At 73.1% G+C, this 17,213-nt stretch carries 14 protein-coding genes and 1 pseudogene; 8 read left to right on the top strand and 7 right to left on the bottom strand.

Annotation, left to right across the window (positions count from 1 at the left end; all coding sequences use genetic code 11):
- Window positions 1–41 precede the first annotated feature (41 nt).
- Window positions 42–665, top strand: coding sequence for a TetR/AcrR family transcriptional regulator (locus ACLJTM_RS10835; RefSeq protein WP_411103242.1), 624 nt, complete (start codon window positions 42–44; stop codon window positions 663–665).
- A gap of 295 nt (window positions 666–960) precedes the next feature.
- The gene (locus ACLJTM_RS10840) at window positions 961–1,305 is read left to right on the top strand and encodes a PRC-barrel domain containing protein (protein ID WP_411103305.1); all 345 of its coding nucleotides are present in this window, start codon (window positions 961–963) and stop codon (window positions 1,303–1,305) included.
- A 15-nt stretch (window positions 1,306–1,320) separates the two neighbouring features.
- On the opposite strand, the gene ACLJTM_RS10845 is transcribed toward ACLJTM_RS10840, so the two are convergent.
- Window positions 1,321–2,940, bottom strand: coding sequence for an alpha/beta fold hydrolase (locus tag ACLJTM_RS10845; protein WP_411103243.1), 1,620 nt, complete (start codon window positions 2,938–2,940; stop codon window positions 1,321–1,323).
- A 12-nt stretch (window positions 2,941–2,952) separates the two neighbouring features.
- Window positions 2,953–4,509 (bottom strand): alpha/beta fold hydrolase, encoded by a 1,557-nt coding sequence (locus tag ACLJTM_RS10850; RefSeq protein ID WP_411103244.1) that lies wholly within the window; start codon window positions 4,507–4,509, stop codon window positions 2,953–2,955.
- A 497-nt stretch (window positions 4,510–5,006) separates the two neighbouring features.
- On the opposite strand from ACLJTM_RS10850, the gene ACLJTM_RS10855 reads away from it, so the two are divergent.
- From ACLJTM_RS10855 to ACLJTM_RS10875, 5 genes are all read left to right on the top strand, one after another.
- Entirely contained in the window at window positions 5,007–6,233 is a 1,227-nt protein-coding gene (locus ACLJTM_RS10855) for a cytochrome P450 (RefSeq protein ID WP_411103245.1), read from the top strand.
- Window positions 6,234–6,647: 414 nt separating this feature from the next.
- Window positions 6,648–7,475: an SDR family oxidoreductase gene (locus tag ACLJTM_RS10860; RefSeq protein ID WP_411103246.1), complete on the top strand. Its 828-nt coding sequence runs from the start codon at window positions 6,648–6,650 to the stop codon at window positions 7,473–7,475.
- Window positions 7,476–7,816: 341 nt separating this feature from the next.
- Window positions 7,817–9,445 carry a phospholipase gene (locus ACLJTM_RS10865; RefSeq protein ID WP_411103247.1) on the top strand — a complete coding sequence of 543 codons (1,629 nt, stop codon included), beginning with the start codon at window positions 7,817–7,819 and terminating at the stop codon, window positions 9,443–9,445.
- A 241-nt stretch (window positions 9,446–9,686) separates the two neighbouring features.
- Window positions 9,687–10,259: a helix-turn-helix domain-containing protein gene (locus ACLJTM_RS10870; protein ID WP_411103248.1), complete on the top strand. Its 573-nt coding sequence runs from the start codon at window positions 9,687–9,689 to the stop codon at window positions 10,257–10,259.
- A gap of 114 nt (window positions 10,260–10,373) precedes the next feature.
- Window positions 10,374–11,240, top strand: coding sequence for a class I SAM-dependent methyltransferase (locus tag ACLJTM_RS10875; protein ID WP_411103249.1), 867 nt, complete (start codon window positions 10,374–10,376; stop codon window positions 11,238–11,240).
- Between the two features lie 183 nt (window positions 11,241–11,423).
- On the opposite strand, the gene ACLJTM_RS10880 is transcribed toward ACLJTM_RS10875, so the two are convergent.
- The gene (locus tag ACLJTM_RS10880) at window positions 11,424–11,783 is read right to left on the bottom strand and encodes a hypothetical protein (RefSeq protein WP_411103250.1); all 360 of its coding nucleotides are present in this window, start codon (window positions 11,781–11,783) and stop codon (window positions 11,424–11,426) included.
- Window positions 11,784–12,037: 254 nt separating this feature from the next.
- Between ACLJTM_RS10880 and ACLJTM_RS10885 the strand changes: the two genes are divergently transcribed.
- Window positions 12,038–12,985 (top strand): hypothetical protein, encoded by a 948-nt coding sequence (locus ACLJTM_RS10885; RefSeq protein ID WP_411103251.1) that lies wholly within the window; start codon window positions 12,038–12,040, stop codon window positions 12,983–12,985.
- Window positions 12,986–13,000: 15 nt separating this feature from the next.
- Here the strand turns inward: ACLJTM_RS10885 and ACLJTM_RS10890 are convergent, their stop codons facing one another.
- The 4 genes and pseudogenes from ACLJTM_RS10890 to ACLJTM_RS10905 form a co-directional block, all read right to left on the bottom strand.
- On the bottom strand, window positions 13,001–13,912 hold the full coding sequence (locus ACLJTM_RS10890; RefSeq protein WP_411103252.1) for a DUF72 domain-containing protein: 912 nt from the start codon (window positions 13,910–13,912) through the stop codon (window positions 13,001–13,003).
- Between the two features lie 105 nt (window positions 13,913–14,017).
- The gene (locus tag ACLJTM_RS10895) at window positions 14,018–15,490 is read right to left on the bottom strand and encodes a glutamate--cysteine ligase (RefSeq protein WP_411103253.1); all 1,473 of its coding nucleotides are present in this window, start codon (window positions 15,488–15,490) and stop codon (window positions 14,018–14,020) included.
- Window positions 15,491–15,590: 100 nt separating this feature from the next.
- Window positions 15,591–16,682, bottom strand: a complete 1,092-nt coding sequence (locus ACLJTM_RS10900; RefSeq protein ID WP_411103254.1) for a serine/threonine-protein kinase — start codon at window positions 16,680–16,682, stop codon at window positions 15,591–15,593.
- 256 nt (window positions 16,683–16,938) lie between these two features.
- Window positions 16,939–17,213 (bottom strand): annotated as a pseudogene (locus ACLJTM_RS10905) (hypothetical protein); the annotation flags it as partial.

The raw sequence follows: 17,213 nt of genomic DNA on the forward strand, positions 1-17,213 counted from the left end.
GAGGATCTCCTGGCGCCACTCTACAGCTGTAGAGTGGCCGCATGTCCACGCCCGACCGCCGCACGCTGATCGCGGACACCGCCATCGCCACCGTCGCCTCCGCAGGCCTGCGCGGACTGACCCACCGGGCGGTCGACACCGCCGCCGGCCTGCCCGCCGGCAGCACGTCGTACTACTTCCGCACCCGCACCTCCCTGATCCAGGCCTGCTACCGGAGACTGGCCGAGCTCGACCTGGCGGACGTGGACCTGGACGCCCCCCGGGACCCGGCCCCGGGCCCGCCCGGCCGGGAGCAGGCGGCCGCCGCCCTCGCGACCGTCCTGCACCGCTGGCTGACCACGGGCCGCGAGCGCCAGCTGGCCCGCTTCGAACTCTCCCTGGAAGCGGCCCGCAACCCGGACCTGCGCGCGGGCCTCCAAGAGGCCGGGCTCGGCGCCCGGGCCCGCGCGAGCGCCGTCCTCGCAGCACTCGGCGCCGCCTGCCCCGAGCAGTCCGCCCACCTCCTGGTCGCCTGGACCGACGGCCTCCTCTACGACCACCTCGCCGGCGCCCTCTCCGCCGCCCGCCCCACCCCCACCCCGGCGTCGCTGGCCTCGACCGTCCGCCTCATGCTGGACGCGGTCCTGGCCGAGGCGCCGCACACAAGCCCCGGCCGTCCGGGCTGATTCCGCACCACCGGACCGGCGCGGCACCGAAGGGAGGCGCAGAATGAGGAACCGATTCTGCGTCCGCTCGTTGACCTGCTGGGTGCACCCTCCCTGCTCCGGGTCCTCCGTTCCCCGGGGCAGGGAACTCCCCACCCGGGTGGCCCCGCAGGCGCCGCCACCGCCGGGTCCCCGCCCGTCCGACGATCGAATGCGCCGCCGGGGACGGGGCATGCGGTGGCAGATGACGCGGGCCGGCGAACCGACCGGCTGTGCCTGCCGAGGCTGAGGAGATGTGACTGTGAGCGCCATCTGGATGTACGAGCAGGGCAGCGGATTCACCCCGCAGGAGTCCCTCGCCGGGTACGCGGTGGAAGCGACCGACGGCCGTATCGGGCACGTCGACCGGCAGCAGGACCAGGCGGGCATGCAGCACCTGGTGGTGGACACCGGGGTGTGGGTGTTCGGCCGGAGCGTGCTGATCCCGGCCGGTGTCGTGACCGCCATCGACACGGAGGCCCGCACCGTGAAGGTCTCGGTGACCCAGGACGAGGTCAAGGCCGCTCCCCGCTTCACCACGGACAGCGAGACGGCCGAACACGCCTACCTGTCGGCCGTCGGCGACTACTACCTCTCGCTCGGCCACAGCGCACGGCCCTGACCGGCCGGCCTGCCGTCAGGTCTTCGGCCCGATCTCGAACGCGGGCGGTCGCAGACCCTTGATGCAGTCGGTCTTCGGGGCGGTCGGGGCGTCCAGGAAGGAGAGGACGATCTCCTGCGCGCACGGGGACGCCGCGAAGGCCACATGGGCGACGTAGGGGATCGTGACGACGGTCGCCCGGCTCAGCGTACGCGCAACGTACGGGCCGCTGAGCGCCCCGGTCTGCGCGTCGAACCCGGCCGACATCGCCAGCGTCGGAACATCGCTGCGCGTGACATCCCGGATGGATCGCGGGGCGGGCGGAACGTTCCACACTCCGCAGTCCTCGTACAGGAACGGGAGCTGCGGAGCCTGGGCCAGGACCGACCGCGGGAACGACGGGAACGCCTGCTGCCCCGCGCGCACCCCCTCCGCCCGGGCTTCGAAGGGCACCCACTCGCGGCAGAAGACACCGTAGGCGAGCCCGTGCGCGATCCTGCCGATCGCCTGGGGGCTGACCTTGCCGCCCGCCCACTGTTCGGCGATCCGCTGGGGCTTTCCGTGGGCCAGCTCGTCGAGGGAGCGGGGCACACCGGCCGCGAGGTGGGTGGCCGACGTCAGCCAGTTCACCAGCGCCCCGCCGTCCAGGACGACCTTCACCGGATCCGCGTGCCCCGGCACGGTGACGGTGGTGGTGACCGGCCGGGCCTCCAGCCGGCGGACGAGCCCGTCGAAGACGGCCGGCAGGTTCGGATAGCGGCGGGCGCATGCCGGCTGCTCCGCGCAGGCCCGGAACAAGCCGTCGAAGCCCTGCCGTGCACTTCGCCACGTCAGGGCGGGCCCGGCCGTCGACGGCGGCAGGATCCCGTCGATCCCGACGGACCGGATCCCCTCCGGATGCTCCAGCAGGTACACGAGGGCCAGGTCGGTGCCGTAGGAGATGCCGAACACGTTCCATTCGGCGAGGCCCAGGGCCACCCGCAGGTCCGCGTAGTCGGCGGCGCTCTCCGTGCTGTCGTAGGCGGCCAGATCCGCCCCGCGCCCGGCCAGCTGCGCACGGCAGGTCCGCGTCGCATCGACGTGCAGGCGTCCGGTGGACGGCGCGTCGTAGGCGAGGCCCACCGCCCGGGCAGTGAACTCGTCGACGACGGGACAGGTCAGCACCGGGTCCGCAGAGTACGTTCCCCGCTGCGACATGAAGATGACGTCCCGGTTGCGGTTCAGGCCGCCGTCGATCGCCAGCGGCGCCTCCCCGACGGCGTCGTCGCCGGGTCCACCGGCCAGCCAGACGACCGGGTCGGGCGCCGGCGCGCCCGTGGCCGCAGGCACGATCGCGACACCGAGGCTGAGGGTGCGGCCGTCCGGCCTGGCACGGTCCTCGGGGACGGTGAGCGTTCCGCAGCGGGCCTTGTCCAGGGCGGGGACGGGGTCCGGGGTCTTCGGACAGGGGCCGGGGGTGTAGCGGGAGTCACCGGCCGCCCCCGGAACCGTGCCGACCGCCGCCCCGCTGCCGGGGGCGACCCCCGGGTCGCGGCCGATGCCGTGGGCGGGAGCCGCCACCGGACCGGTGACGAGCAGGCCGGCCGCCAACCCCGCCACAGCGGCACGGCGGCGCCGGACGGACGGACGGCGGCGGGGCGCATCGGTGGATGCCATCGGGCCTCCCGGTCACTTCGGGGTGATCGTGAACGGTTTCGGCTGGACGCCGGCCGCACAGCGGGTGTCGGGCGCGGTGGGACGGGCGAAGAACGAGGCCAGCGCGATCTGTGCGCACGGCGACTGGGGAACGACGAAGTGCCCGATCCCGGGGATCCGCACGACGGTCGCCCCGGACAGGTCCCACGCCGTGCGCGCTCCCCAACTCGCCCCGGTCTTCGCATCGAACGTCCCGGACAGGACGAGCACCGGAACCGCGCTCACGGGAACCGCCCGCTGGGAACCGGTCCGGTCGGGAACATCCCAGATCCGGCACACCTCGTGCTGGAACGGCAGTTGGGGCGCCTGGGCCAGGACCGAGTCGGGCCAGCCCGGAAAGGCCCGGCGCCCGGCGTTCAGCACGTCGGCCTCCGAGTACCCCGGCACCCATTCGCTGCACGCCACCGACTCGGTCAGCCCGTGCGCGGTCTGGCCCTCGACCGGGTACGCCCCGGCCGCCCGCGCCTGCGCGAACCGCTCCGGACGGCCACGGGCGAGTTCGTCGAGGGCCGCCGGGACATCGGCGGCCCGTACGGCGTTGCCGACCAGCAGATTCACCAGCGCCCCGCCGTCCAAGACCACGGTGACGGGCTTCCCGCCCCGCGGCGGAGCAGCCTCCACGGTCAGGGGCTGCGCCTCCAGCCGGCGGACCTGCTGAGTGAGCGTACGGGCGACATCGCCGTACCGGACCTTGCAGCGGGGTTCCGCCGCGCACGCCCCGAGGACGGAGTCGATGCCCTCCCGGGCGCTGCTCCAGGTCCACGGCAGGCTCACGGTCTGCGGGGGCGTGACCGAGTCGAGGGCCACCGACCGGATGCCCTCGGGGTGGTCGCGCAGATAGGTCAGGGCCAGGTCGGTGCCGTAGGAGTACGCGTACACGTTCCACTCGCGGAAGCCGAGGGCTGTGCGCAGGTCGGCGAAGTCCGCAGCGTTCTCGGCGGTGTTGTAGGCGCCGAGGTCCGTACCCTCGGAGGCCAGCCGGTCCCGGCACTCCTGCACCGCGTCCAGTAGGACGCGCTGCGCCGCCGGCTCGTCGTAGCGGAGCCCGACGGCCGGCGCGGCGGCCCGGTCGATCTCCGGGCAGGCGAGGTTCGGCTGCGCATGCAGGTTCCCGCGCTGCGCCATGACGATCAGCGCGCGGTCCCGGTTCAGCCCGCTCTCGACGAGGAGCGGGATGTCGTCGAAGGCGTCCCCTCCAGGGCCTCCGGCCATGAACACCACCGGGTCCGGTGCCGGTGTGCCCGAAGCGGCGGGAACGACGGCGACGGCCAGCCGGACGGTGCGGCTCCCCGGCCGCGCGCGGTTCTCAGGGACCTCCAGGAAGCCGCACCGCGCGTGCTCCAGCGCGGCGACCGGTTCAGGCGTCCTGGGGCACGGGCCGGGCACGAACCGGGCGGGGGCCGCCGTGCTGCCCCCTACCGGGCCTGCGCCGGCACCGGGTGCCGCAGCCAGGCTGATCGGCGCGCAGACGGCCACCGCCAGCAGGGCCGCAGTGGCCGCCGGCGCGACCGCGGATCGGGCAGATCGCACACTTGGGACGATACCGGGCACCCCTCGCGCCCGCACCAGGGCGGCCCTGCACCCTCGGGGACGGCACCCCATCGACCTCGCTTCGGACCAGGCGCCACAGGGGTGGAGCGGCCGGGCAGCAGCAGCCGCCTCGCGCCGAAGCCCTGGCGGGCGGGCACGGCGTGGTGTTTCCTGGACAGCGGATGCCGCCGGACGGGCAGGCGGCCGGAGACCAAACCCGTTGCGGCGAAGGCGAGTCGGGGTGATCCCGACGCGCGGGCCGAACGGACGGAGCAGCGGAACAGCGCAGCGGCAGGACAGCAGGCACAGCAGCCGTATGCCCTGCTGCGGCACGCGCAGCAGCAGGGCGCACAGCAGCGGCACGCACCGCACGAGTACGCACAGCAGCCGCGCGCACCACAGCCAGACGCACGGCAGCAGGGCAGCAGACCAGTACGGCCGGGTACCACGGCGCCGGCAGGCCGGCGCGACGGACGCCACGTCGATGGGGGAACTCCATGACCGCCGCCCACCACGTTCCGGACATCCTGTCTCAGGAGTTCGCCGACAACCCGTACCCCACCTACCGCGCCCTGCGCGAGAGTGCGCCGCTGCTGTGGCACGAGCCGACGCAGAGCTACCTCCTCTCGCGCTACGAGGACGTGGCGCAGGTCTTCAAGGACAAGGAGTCCCGCTTCACCACGGACAACTACGCCTGGCAGGCCGAACCGGTGCACGGCAAGACACTGCTCCAGATGAGCGGCCGTGAACACGCCACCCGGCGGGCCCTGGTGGCCCCGGCCTTCCGCGGCAACGACCTCCGCGAGAAGGTCCTGCCGGTGATCGAGCGCAACTCCCGCGAGCTGATCGACGGTTTCCGCACGGCCGGCTCCGTCGACCTGGTGAGCGGCTTCGCCTCCCGCTTCCCCATCTCGGTCATCGCGGACATGTTCGGGCTGGACCGGTCCGGCCACGAGCACATCGGCGGCTGGTACCGGGCCTTCGTGGCGTTCACCGGCAACCTGTCCGGCGACCCGGAGTGCGCCGCGGACGGGGCGCGCGCCCAGGCCGAGTTCGCCGCGTACATGCTGCCGATCATCAAGGACCGCCGGGAGCACCTCGGTGACGACCTGCTGTCCGCCCTGTGCACCGCGGAGGTCGACGGCGTGCGGATGAGCGACGAGGACATCAAGGCGTTCTGCAGCCTCCTGCTGACCGCGGGCGCCGAGACCACGGACAAAGCCGTCGCGAGCCTCTTCGCGAACCTCCTGGCCGACCCCGGTCAGCTGGAAGCCGTCCGACGCGACCGAGGGCTCATCGACCGGGCCTTCGCGGAGACCCTGCGCCACAGTCCGCCGGTGCACATGATCATGCGGCAGTCCGCCACCGAGGTCCGGACGAGCGGGGGCACCATCCCCGCCGGCGCCACCGTCACCTGCCTGATCGGAGCCGCCAACCGGGACCCCGACCGCTACAAGGACCCCGACAGGTTCGACATCCTCCGCGACGACCTCACGGCGACCACCGCCTTCTCCGCAGCCGCCGACCACCTGGCGTTCGCGCTGGGACGACACTTCTGCGTCGGCGCGCTCCTGGCCAAAGCCGAGGTGGAGATCGCCACCAACCAACTTCTCGACGCCATGCCGGACATCCGGCCGGCCGCCGGCTACGACCCCGCCGAGCAGGGCGTGTTCACCCGCGGACCCAGGTCCCTCCTCGTGGAGTTCACACCCGCCGTCCACTGAGATGCCGCCGGGAGCAGCGGGGCGAGGGCGTCAGCCGGGCCGGGGGCCGATCCCCGCAGCGCCCACGTGCACCGTGACGGCCCGGGCCGGGCACAGGCCGACGGCCACGCACAAGTCGACGAGCTCCAGCTCGGACAGCCGGTCGCCGTCGTCTGAGTGCGTGCGCGCCCGAACGTGCGCCCGCGCGCCTCCGCGCGCCCCCGCAGGAGGGATGACCACGGGCCCGCATCCCCACCACCATGAACTGCCGCCACCGGCCGGGCCGCTCGGCGCGCCCGCCCAAGCGAGCCGGCCTGCTACCGCGGTGCGGACGCCGAGGCAGACACCGGCGGCGCCCGGCCGGCGGCCGCCCGCGAGACGCGGTGACCCCGCAGGCACCACTCATCCAGGACATTCGCTCACCACGGGGGAACGATGGGACGACGCTGGCTGGTCACGGGATGCTCCTCCGGCCTCGGCCACGCACTGGCCACCGCCGCGGCCCGGGCCGGGGACCACCTCGTGGTCACCGCCCGCAAGACCGCCGACCTGGAGGAACTGGCCGCCGCCTGGCCGGGCCGCATCCTCCCCGTCCCACTCGAACTGCGGGACGCCGCCTCCTGCGAGGAGGCCGTCCGGTTCGCCACCGACCGGCTGGGCGGCGTCGACATCCTCGTCAACAACGCCGCCGTCGGACTGTTCGGCGCGGTCGAGGAGGTCTCGGACACCGAGCTGCGCGACCAGTTGGAGACCCTGGTGGTGGGCCCCTGGCGGCTCACCCGCCTCGTCCTGCCCTTGATGCGGGCTCAGGGGCACGGGCACATCCTCAATGTCTCCTCCGTGGTCGGCCGGATGGCCTTCCCGGGCCTGGCCGCCTACGTCGCCGGCAAGCACGCCCTGGAGGGCATGAGCCAGGCCCTGGCCATCGAGGCCGCTCCGCACCACATCCGCGTCACCGTGCTGGAACCGGGCATGTTCGCCACCCGGTACGGCACCTCCATGGCCGAAACCCGCCACCGGGTCCCGGCCTACGACGGGACCAACCGCGAGATGCTCGAAGGCGCCCGCGGCCTTGCGGACAGCCCCGAGACCGGCCGGCCCGAAGACTTCGCGGCCCAGGTCCTGGCCATCGTCGCGGCCGACGGTCCGACGCCCCTGCGGATCCCGGTCGGCGACGACGCCTACGGCTACCTGGACGCCGCCGAGGATGCGTACCGCGAGGAGTATGCCGCGGCCCGGGCCCTGACCCGGGGGACCGCCTGACGGACCCGGCCTGACCGACCCGGCCTGACCCACCTCGGCTCGTCCCGCAGAGCGGGTCAGGCGCCGTCTGACCCGAACCGGAAGCCGGCGCACCGGCCCGCCGGCGGAGCGCTGCGGGCGGCCGATCCGCGCCGGGGCCCCACCCCACTCCCAGCCCGTGCGGCAGGACCTCCCAATCCGCCACAAAGGGCACAGGAAGCACCTGGCTGATTCCGATATGTGCAGTGATGGCGCAGCGTGTCGGACTGGTAGCTTCCCCCCGAGTTGATCTTGCCGGCCACCCTGCCGCGCCCCGCACCGGCGGGCTCGGTGCCGGCCACCCCTCGCGCAAGGAACCCACCGTGCACCGCCCCATACCCACCCGCCCCACCCGCCCCACCCGCCCCGCGCGCCTCGCCTCCCGCGCCGCCGCAGCCGCCGCCCTGCTCGTCCTCCTGCCGGCCGTCCCGGCCGCGGCCGCCGAGACCCCGCACCTCGACGCGGTCGAGCGAGAACTCCGTACGGTCTCGCCCGGCCTGGAGGGCCGCATCTGGGAACGCACCGCAGGCAACACCCTGGACGCCTCGACGCCCGGCGGAGCCGACTGGCTGCTCCAGACCCCCGGGTGCTGGGGCGACAGCGCCTGCGCGAAGCGGCCGGGCACCGAACGCCTGCTCTCGAAGATCACCGAGAACGTCTCCCGCGCGCAGCAGACCGTGGACGTCTCCACCCTGGCGCCGTTCCCGAACGGCGCCTTCCAGGACGCGCTCGTCGCCGGCCTGAAGACCTCGGCCGCCCGGGGCAACAAGCTCACCGTGCGGATCCTGGTCGGCGCCGCGCCGATCTACCACCTGGGCGTCGTCCCGTCGAAGTACCGGGACGAACTCGTCGCCAAACTCGGTGACGACGCGCGGAACGTCGACCTCACCATCGCGTCGATGACGACCTCGAAGACCGCATTCTCCTGGAACCACTCCAAGATTCTGCTCGTGGACGGCCAGTCGGTCATCACGGGCGGCATCAACAGCTGGAAGGACGACTACCTGGAGACCGGCCACCCCGTGGCCGACGTGGACCTCGCGCTCAAGGGGCCGGCGGCCGCCTCCGCGGGCCGCTACCTCGACGAGCTGTGGTCCTGGACCTGCCAGAACAAGAGCAACATCTCCAGCGTCTGGTTCGCCTCCTCCCACAACGCCGCCTGCACGCCGTCGATGCCGAAGGCCCCCGTGGCTGCGGTACCCCGGGGCGACGTACCCGTGATCGCCGTCGGCGGCCTCGGCGTGGGCATCCTGCGCAACGACCCCGCTTCGGCCTTCCGCCCCCACCTGCCCGCCGCCCCCGACACCAAGTGCGTCGTCGGCCTCCACGACAACACCAATGCCGACCGCGACTACGACACGGTCAACCCGGAGGAGAGCGCGCTGCGCACCCTGATCTCCACCGCAACCCGGCACATCGAGATCTCCCAACAGGACGTCAACGCCACCTGCCCGCCGCTGCCGCGCTACGACATCCGCGTCTACGACGCCCTCGCCCCCAAGCTGGCGGCCGGGGTGAAGGTCCGCATCGTCGTCAGCGACCCCGCCAACCGGGGCGCAGTCGGCAGCGGGGGCTACTCCCAGATCACGTCCCTCGCCGAGATCAGCGACACTCTGCGCAACCGCCTCACCCTGCTCACCGGCGACCGCGGCACGGCGCGCAACACGATGTGCTCCCACCTCCAACTGGCCACCTTCCGCAGCTCGTCGGCGCCCACTTGGGCGGACGGCCACCCGTACGCCCAGCACCACAAGGTGGTCGCAGTCGACGACGAGGCCTTCTACCTCGGCTCGAAGAACCTCTACCCGGCGTGGCTCCAGGACTTCGGATACGTAGTCGAGAGCCCCGCCGCCTCCCGCCAGCTCACGGCGCAGCTGCTCGGCCCGCAGTGGCAGTACTCCCGCCCGACCGCCTCCGTCGACTACGAGCAGGGCATCTGCCCCGCGGCCTGACGACCCGGCGGTCGCCGGACCGAACTGAAGCGGCCCCGCGCAGGTGACTCAACCGCGCCCAGGGCCGGTACACCGTGGAGGGAAGAGGGCCCGCCATCCGCGCCTCGTCCCAGAGCCGAACCCTCGGCGGACCGCCCGCGGGCCCTCGGGGCCTGCTGGGTGTCGGGCCGCCCGGACGGGAGGGCGGGGGAGGGCCCCGCCAGGGCACCCGACCGTGCCCACGACGCATAGACTGTTGCCCATGACGCAAGACGACGACGGCGGGCTCGACGACCTCGTCCGCAGGCGCATCCGGGCCCTGCGCGTGGCGCAGGGCTGGTCCCTGGCGGAACTCGCCGGCCGTGCCCACCTCAGCCAGTCCACCCTCAGCCGGATCGAGAACGGGCAGCGCCGTCTGGCCCTCGACCAGCTCGTCACCCTCGCCCGGGCCCTGGACACCTCCCTGGACCAGCTCGTCGAAACCGCCGCCGACGACGTCGTCATCCAGCCGGTGATCGACGCCGCCCACGGCCTCATGCGGTGGCCGATGAAGGCCGAACCGGGCATGAGCGTCGTCCGCCGCCGCATGACGGACCCACCGCCCGACAGCCCCGCCCGGATGCGCGCCCACCAGGGGCGCGAGTGGCTCGTCGTCCTGTCCGGCACCGCGGGCCTGCTCCTGGGAAACCGGCGCATCCGCGTGGAGACCCACCAGGCAGTGGAATTCCCCACCATGCTGCCGCACGCCATCGGCGCCGAGGGCGGCCCCTGCGAAATCCTCGGCATCTTCGACCGGGACGCCCGACGCGGCCACAAGGGCGCCGACGACGTCTGAGACGGCGGCCCCGGCGGCAGCGGTCTTGCGCGTGCGGCAGCAGATCAGGCCTTCGTCTTGCGCACCCCGGGAACCACGGTGCCGCCCGGGGCCGGTGCTCCTAGCGTGGCTCCCATGACCCACGCCTCTTCACTCACCCACGGCGGCCTGCACGCCGCGCCCCGGCACACCCACGACTCCGACGTCCAGGCGGACATCCTCGACCTCGACGCGGAGGTGCTCGCCGAGCACACCGCCTCCCTCACCGCCTGGCTGCCCCTCGCGGCCGCGCCGCGCCACATCGTGGACCTGGGCTGCGGAACCGGAACCGGCACCTTCGCCCTGCTCGAACGCTTCCCCACAGCGAAGGTGACCGCCGTGGACGCCTCCGACGCCCATCTGCAGCGCCTGCGGGACAAGGCCCGGGCGTCCGGCCTAGCCGACCGGGTGCACACCGTCTCGGCCGACCTCGACGCCGACTGGCCCGACCTCGGCCGGCCCGATCTGGTCTGGGCCTCCGCCTCGATGCACCACCTGGCCGACCCCGACCGGGCCCTGCGCACGGTCCGCGACCTGCTCGCCCCCGGCGGCCTGTTCGCCGTGGTGGAACTCTCCGGCCTCCCGCGCTTCCTGCCCGACACCGCCCCGCAGGAGCGGCCCGGCGTCGAGGAGCGCTGCCACGCAGCCCTCGCCCGCCGACACGCCGAGCACCTGCCCCACCGCGGCGCCGACTGGGGACCCAAGCTGACCGCCGCCGGCCTCACCGTCGAGGCCCGGCGCACCCTTGCCGTCCACATCGACGGCTCCCGCAGCAAGGCAGTGGGCTCCTACGCTCTCAGCACCCTCAGGCGCCTGCGCGACAGCGCCGCCCACGCCCTGACGGCGCAGGACCTCGCCTGCCTCGACGGGCTCCTCGACCCTCACGGCCCACAGAGCATCCTGCTCCGCAACGACCTCGCGGTCCGCACCGAACGCACCGTATGGGCAGCGCGCCGCACCTGACCCCGCCCAGGGCAGCCCGCACCGGCACCGGAGTGCCTGCATAGCCGCCCGATCCGTCACGTGGACACAACGGTGGGGCGACAGCCCGCCGGGGCGGCACAGACTCCACCCACACGACACAAGACACACGACACACGACACATGACATCGGACCGCTGCCGTCCGCAGCCTGACCGGTTGCCGTCAGATGCTCTCCGCGGCGCGCTCCAGGGGCTGTTCGACCACGCTGGTGCCGCTGCCCTCCTGGGACTCCCACGTCCAGGTCTCCTCCAGGCGCACCCGGCCGTCGGGGAGTTCCGCCACCACGGAGACGCAGCGCCCGGAAGCGGTCGTACCGTCGGGACGCAGCTGGACGTAGCGGAAGTCGACGGTGTCCTGCACCCGGGTGCCGACCAGGTATCCCCTGACCACGTCCCCGCCGCCGTACTCGGCCCACACCCGGCCGTCCTGCTCGTGGTACGCAAACCGGGTCTTCCGGCCGACCTGGCCCGGCGCCTGGTCGGCCACGGGGACGAGGACGAGACCGTCGAGCGAGCGTGCCATGCATGACTCCTGAACGAGGGCGCCCGGGTCCGGCCCCGGCGGCGTGGACTGTCCGGGCCACCCTAGAAGGTTCCGCGCCGGCCGGCCCGGGCAGGCCCGCACGTACCGGCGGCAGGGCATCGGAGTGGCCCGCTGAGCCTTCGAGGGCGTGGCTCCCGCCCCGCCCGCAGGACCTGCCTAGGGTCGGCGGGACCGGGCCGGCACGACCCGCCGCCGCCCACTCCGCACCAGGTGGGAGAACCGTGGAACGCATCATGTCCGAGTCGCAGACCCACGAGGTTCCGGCGCCGGCCGGCCGGATGCGGCGACAGCTGCCCCGGCGGCTGGCCGCCCTCGTGGGCCTGCTGCTGCTCTGCGCGCTGCCCGCCCACCCGGTGGGCGCCGCCCAGCCCCACGACGTACGACCGGACAGCGGTCCGCCCCTGTACGTGTCCGACTACGGCAACAACCGCGTGGTCACCCTGCCCACGGACGGCGACGGCGACGGCCAGGTGACCCTGCCCCTGGACGGCCTGCTGCGACCGACGGGCCTGGCCTGGGACCCGGCCGGCCGCCTCTACGTCTCCGACACCGGCAACAACCGCGTCGTGCAACTGCCCCCGGACGGCGGCGGCCAGTCCACCGTCCCCACCGACGGCCTCTCGCGCCCCCTCGGCCTCGCCACCGACACCGCCGGCAGCCTCTACATTGCCGACAGCTTCAACGACCGGGTGGTGAAGGTGCCCGCCGACGGCAGCGGGCAGAGCACCGTCCCCACCACCGGGCTGCTGCACCCCTGGGGCCTCGCCCTGGAACCCGACGGCGACCTCTACATCTCCGACTTCGTCAACGACCGGGTGGTGAAGGTGCCCGCCGACGGCAGCGGGCAGAGCACCGTCCCCACGTCCGGACTCTCCCAGCCCACCGGGCTCGCCCTGAGCGCCGCCGGTGACCTCTACGTCTCCGACAGCGGCAACAACCGCGTGGTGAAGATCGCCGCCGGCACCGGCACGCAGACCACCGTCCCCACCACGGGGCTCAACAGCCCGCTCGGTCTCGCCCTCGACCACCGGGGCAACCTCTACGTCGCCGATGCCTTCAACGACCGCGTCCTGCGCATCCGCCTCGCCGACGGCACCCAGACCACCGTGGGCTCCACCGGCCTCAACACCCCCACCGGTCTCGCCTTCCCCCCGCGTACCGCCCGGCCGACGCAGGACTGACCGCAGCGGAGATCACTACCACAGCAGGGGAGAGTGCACCGGAGGCGCCGCACTCTCCCCGAGCAACTGCTGCATCGTCTCCGCCGCCCGCACGGACGCGTCGGCGCAGCAGTTGTTGAACAGCACGTGCACCGCGTCGGCCCGCTCCGCCATCTCCCGCACCCGCGGTACCCAGGACGCCAACTCCGCCTCCGTATACGTATGGCGGTACTTCGCCTCCTTGCTGCCCGGCCCGCTGCACCCCCACGCCGGACTGCGCCCGTGGAAACGCACCAGGGCCAACTCGGGCACCGTGACGGCCGCGACCGCAGGCACCGACGCCGGCAGACCCTGCACCGTGTCGACGGCCACCGCCGCCGTCCCCAGACGGCCCAGCAGCGCAGCCGTCGCCACCCGCCGCTCCTCGCTCCACCACCCGGGATGACGAAACTCCACGGCCACCGGCCACCCGTCCGCCAGCGCGGCGCACTCCTCCACCCACGCCTCGCCCCGCGCCCCGGGAGCCAGCGAGGGCGGGAACTGGAACAACAACGTCCCGAGCCGCCCACCCTCACGCAGAGGCTCCAGCGCGCTGCTGAACCGCGCCCACACCTCCTTGCGCAAGCCGTCGTCAGTGGGCGCCCACACCGACGTGCCGCCCGGCTGCCTCAGGTCGGCGGGCAGGGCGGCCGCCCGGGTCGGATGACCGGTGAGCAGCGAGAACGCCTTGACGTCGAAACGGAACCCCGACGGCGTCCGCTGCACCCACAGCCGGCTGTTGCGCAGGCTCGGCAGGCCGTAGTAGGTGGAGTCGACCTCCACCACCGGGAAGCGGGAGGCGTAGTGCATCAACCGGCCCTCCGGGTCCCGCATGCCGGCGGGGTACCACCCGCTGGAGACCAGAGCAGGATCCGTCCACGAACACGCGCCCACCGAGATGTCACCCATGGGCGCCCGTCTACCCACAGACCCCGCATTCGTGCACCCACCACCCCCACCACCCCTCCCTCCCCGCCCCCTCCAGCCCGGGAAACCGCCCCGGAACAGCGGACGTCAGTCGACGGGCCAGGTGTGGGCCGGCGCGTTCATGTGCATGTACTCCATGTACTGGCACGTCATCCGGCGGAGCGACTCGTGGCGGTGCAGATTGCCGTCCAGGTGGTGGAACATCTCCGCCTGCCAGGTCGCACCGTTGCGTCCCGACACACAGCGCTGCTCGATCACGCCCAGCAGCGGCTCACGCCACGCGGCGTCCATGCCCGCGGCCTCCAACCCCCGGTGGGCCAGCGGCAGCAGCCGGCGCAGCACCAGCTCGGAGACCGGGACCTCCCCCATGCCGGGCCAGTACAGGGAGGCGTCGATGCCGTGCCGGGCGGCGGTGTGCAGATTGTCCTCCGCGGCCGAGAAGGACATCCGGGACCACACCGGACGCTCCTCGTCCACCAGCGCCCGGGTCAGGCCGTAGTAGAACGCGCCGTTGGCCAGGGTGTCGGCCACCGTGGGCCCCGCCGGCAGCACCCGGTTCTCGACGCGCAAGTGCGGCTTGCCGTGGGCCACGGCGTACACAGGACGGTTCCAGCGGTAGACGGTCCCGTTGTGCAGCGTCAACTCCGCAAGGTCCGGAACGTCCCCGGCCTCCAGCATCTCGTGCGGGTCCTCGTCCTCGCAGAGCGGCAGCAGGGCGGGGAAGTACCGCTGGTTCTCCTCGAAGAGGTCGAACACGCTGGTGATCCACCGTTCCCCGAACCACACCCTGGGCCGCACCCCCTGCACCTTGATCTCCTCCGGCCGGGTGTCGGTGGCCTGCTCGAACAGCGGGATCCGGGTCTCGCGCCACAGCTCCTTGCCGAACAGGAAGGGCGAGTTGGCGGCCAGCGCCACCTGGACGCCCGCGATGGCCTGCGCCGCATTCCAGTAGGCGGCGAAGTCCTCGGGCGCAACCTGGAGATGGAACTGGGTACTCGTGCAGGCCGCCTCCGGGGTGATCGTGTCCGCGTACGCACGCAGCCGCTCGACCCCGTCCATCGCGATCCGCAGGTCCTCGCCCCGGGCCGCGAAGACCTGCTCGTTCAGCAGGTGGTAGCGCGGGTTCTCCGACAGGGCGTGCCCGCCCACGTCCCGCTGCTGAAGCGTCGGCAGGATGCCCACCATGACCAGGTGCGCGCCCACCTCGGCCGCCCGCCCCTCGGCGTGGTTCAGCGCATCACGGATCTCCCGCTCCCAGGCGTCGGGACCGCCCTCGGTCAGACGCCGCGGCGGAATGTTGATCTCCAGATTGAACCGGCCCAGTTCGGTCGCCCAGGCCGGGTCGGCGATGGCAGCCAGGACGTCGGTGTTGCACAGCGCCGGCTCACCGGACCCGTCGACGAGGTTCAGCTCGATCTCCAGACCGACCTGGGGCCGCTCGTAGTCGAACCGGGCCTCGCGCAGCATCCGGGCCAGCGCGTCCAGGCAGGACTGCGTCTTGCTGCGGTAGCGGCGCCGGTCCTCACGCGTGAAGACGAGCGCCGGGACATCCCGTCCCATCGGACCTCCCGAGACCCCCGGAACTCGGCTCCGGGCACTCGTGGACGTTGTCCCTCAAGCGTCGCACGCCGCGCGCCGCACCGCCCGCGGCGGCCGTGGCTCAAGGGCCGACGGGCCGCACCGGGTGCAGAACGGGCTGCGCCCACGCGGGCGGCTCGGGCGGCGGGCCCTGGCCGGCGTGGAAGAGCTGCGGATTGGCACGGGTCGGCGTGGGGGCCGCAGGACGCCCGGCGAAGCGGGTGGCCCTGCGCAGGGCGGTGATGAACTCCTGGCAGGTGCTGTAGCGGTCCTCGGGGGTCTTCGCGAGAGCCTTTTCGAGCACGGCGTTGGCCGCGGACGGGATGTCGGGCCGGGTGTCGGTCAAGGTCGGGGGCGGGTCGTACTGGTGCGCCCACAGGAGGGCGATGTCTTCCTCGCGCCGGAAGGGAGGACCGCCGGCCAGGGTCTCGTACACCACGCAGGCGAGGCTGTAGAGGTCGCACCTGCCGTCGACGGGCCGCCCGGTGATCTGCTCCGGCGCCATGTAGTCGAGGGTGCCGACGAACTCGCCCGCGGTGGTGAACCCCGACAGCGAGAGCGACTTCTTGGTGAGCCCGAAGTCGGTGAGGTACACGTGCTCGGGATGGTCGCTGTCGGTGCCGGCGGCGATAAGGATGTTGCCGGGCTTCACGTCGCGGTGCACGAGGTCGTGGTCGTGGGCGGCGTCGAGCGCGGAGGCGACCTGGGCGGCGATCCGCAGCGCGGTGGCGAGCGGCAGGGGCCCGTCACGGTCCAGCATGCCCCGCAGGTCGAGGCCGGGGACGTAGCGCATGGCGATGTAGAGGATGCCCTCGGTCTCGCCGGCCTCGAAGATCGGGACGATGTGGGGGTGGTCGATCCTCGCGGCGACGCGCGACTCGTGGGTGAAGCGGCGCCGGAAGGTGTCGTCGCGCGCACGTTCCGGGGCGATGAGCTTGAGGGCCACGGTGCGGTCCAGCCGGAGGTCCTTGGCGCAGTAGACGACGGCCATACCGCCGTGCCCGATCATGCGCTCGACCCGGTACCCGGCGATCTGGCGCCCGGTGAGGTCGGAAGGGTCCTGCGCACCCAGCCCGGGGCGGCCCGCGGCACTCACGGGCGGCCTGCCCGGGTGGGGCGGACCGGTACGGGCTGCTGGCGGATCCGGATCATGCCGGCCTCGTTCCTGCGCCATGTGGGGGCGGTGGGGGCAGGCGCCGTCCATCGTGCGATTCGGGTGTGGTGGTTGCGGTGTGCGGGCTGTGGGGGACAGGGAAATTCTATCGGGTGCTTCATGGGGGTGTCCTTTGGAAGCCGGGGCTGGGGGCGGGGTGCCGGGGCCGCGGGTTGTTTACCGGGTGCCGGTGGGGCGTGCCGGGGCGGCGGTGTGCCGGGGTGTTGGTGTGGCGGTGGGGGTTGGGGAGTGGGGCTGGTGGGTTGGGTTGTGGGGGTTAGGGGTTGGTGTTGTTGGTTGTGTTGCCGCCGTTGCCGCCGTTGCCTCCGTGGGTGCTGTTGTTGCATTGGCCGGTGCAGGTGCCTCCGTTTCCGCCGTTGCCTCCGTTGCCGGGGTTGGTGGTGGGGGTGGCGTTGGTTCCGTTTCCGCCGTTGCCTCCGTGTGTGCTGTTGTTGCATTGGCCGGCGCAGATGCCGCCGTTGCCTCCGTTGCCGCCGTTGCCTGCGTTGCCTGCGTTGGCTGGGTTGCCGGGGTTGGTGTTGGTGGGGTTGC

It is taken from the genome of Streptomyces sp. cmx-4-9 (assembly GCF_046548835.1).
Lineage (GTDB): Bacteria > Actinomycetota > Actinomycetes > Streptomycetales > Streptomycetaceae > Streptomyces.

Excerpts from the sequence above, each read along its gene's own strand:
- ACLJTM_RS10835 (WP_411103242.1), top strand. The coding sequence starts at position 42 with ATGTCCACGCCCGACCGCCGCACGCTGATCGCGGACACCGCCATCGCC.
- ACLJTM_RS10840 (WP_411103305.1), top strand. The coding sequence starts at position 961 with ATGTACGAGCAGGGCAGCGGATTCACCCCGCAGGAGTCCCTCGCCGGG.
- ACLJTM_RS10845 (WP_411103243.1), bottom strand. The coding sequence starts at position 2,940 with ATGGCATCCACCGATGCGCCCCGCCGCCGTCCGTCCGTCCGGCGCCGC.
- ACLJTM_RS10855 (WP_411103245.1), top strand. The coding sequence starts at position 5,007 with ATGACCGCCGCCCACCACGTTCCGGACATCCTGTCTCAGGAGTTCGCC.
- ACLJTM_RS10860 (WP_411103246.1), top strand. The coding sequence starts at position 6,648 with ATGGGACGACGCTGGCTGGTCACGGGATGCTCCTCCGGCCTCGGCCAC.
- ACLJTM_RS10870 (WP_411103248.1), top strand. The coding sequence starts at position 9,687 with ATGACGCAAGACGACGACGGCGGGCTCGACGACCTCGTCCGCAGGCGC.
- ACLJTM_RS10875 (WP_411103249.1), top strand. The coding sequence starts at position 10,374 with ATGACCCACGCCTCTTCACTCACCCACGGCGGCCTGCACGCCGCGCCC.
- ACLJTM_RS10880 (WP_411103250.1), bottom strand. The coding sequence starts at position 11,783 with ATGGCACGCTCGCTCGACGGTCTCGTCCTCGTCCCCGTGGCCGACCAG.
- ACLJTM_RS10885 (WP_411103251.1), top strand. The coding sequence starts at position 12,038 with ATGTCCGAGTCGCAGACCCACGAGGTTCCGGCGCCGGCCGGCCGGATG.
- ACLJTM_RS10890 (WP_411103252.1), bottom strand. The coding sequence starts at position 13,912 with ATGGGTGACATCTCGGTGGGCGCGTGTTCGTGGACGGATCCTGCTCTG.
- ACLJTM_RS10895 (WP_411103253.1), bottom strand. The coding sequence starts at position 15,490 with ATGGGACGGGATGTCCCGGCGCTCGTCTTCACGCGTGAGGACCGGCGC.
- ACLJTM_RS10900 (WP_411103254.1), bottom strand. The coding sequence starts at position 16,682 with ATGGCGCAGGAACGAGGCCGGCATGATCCGGATCCGCCAGCAGCCCGT.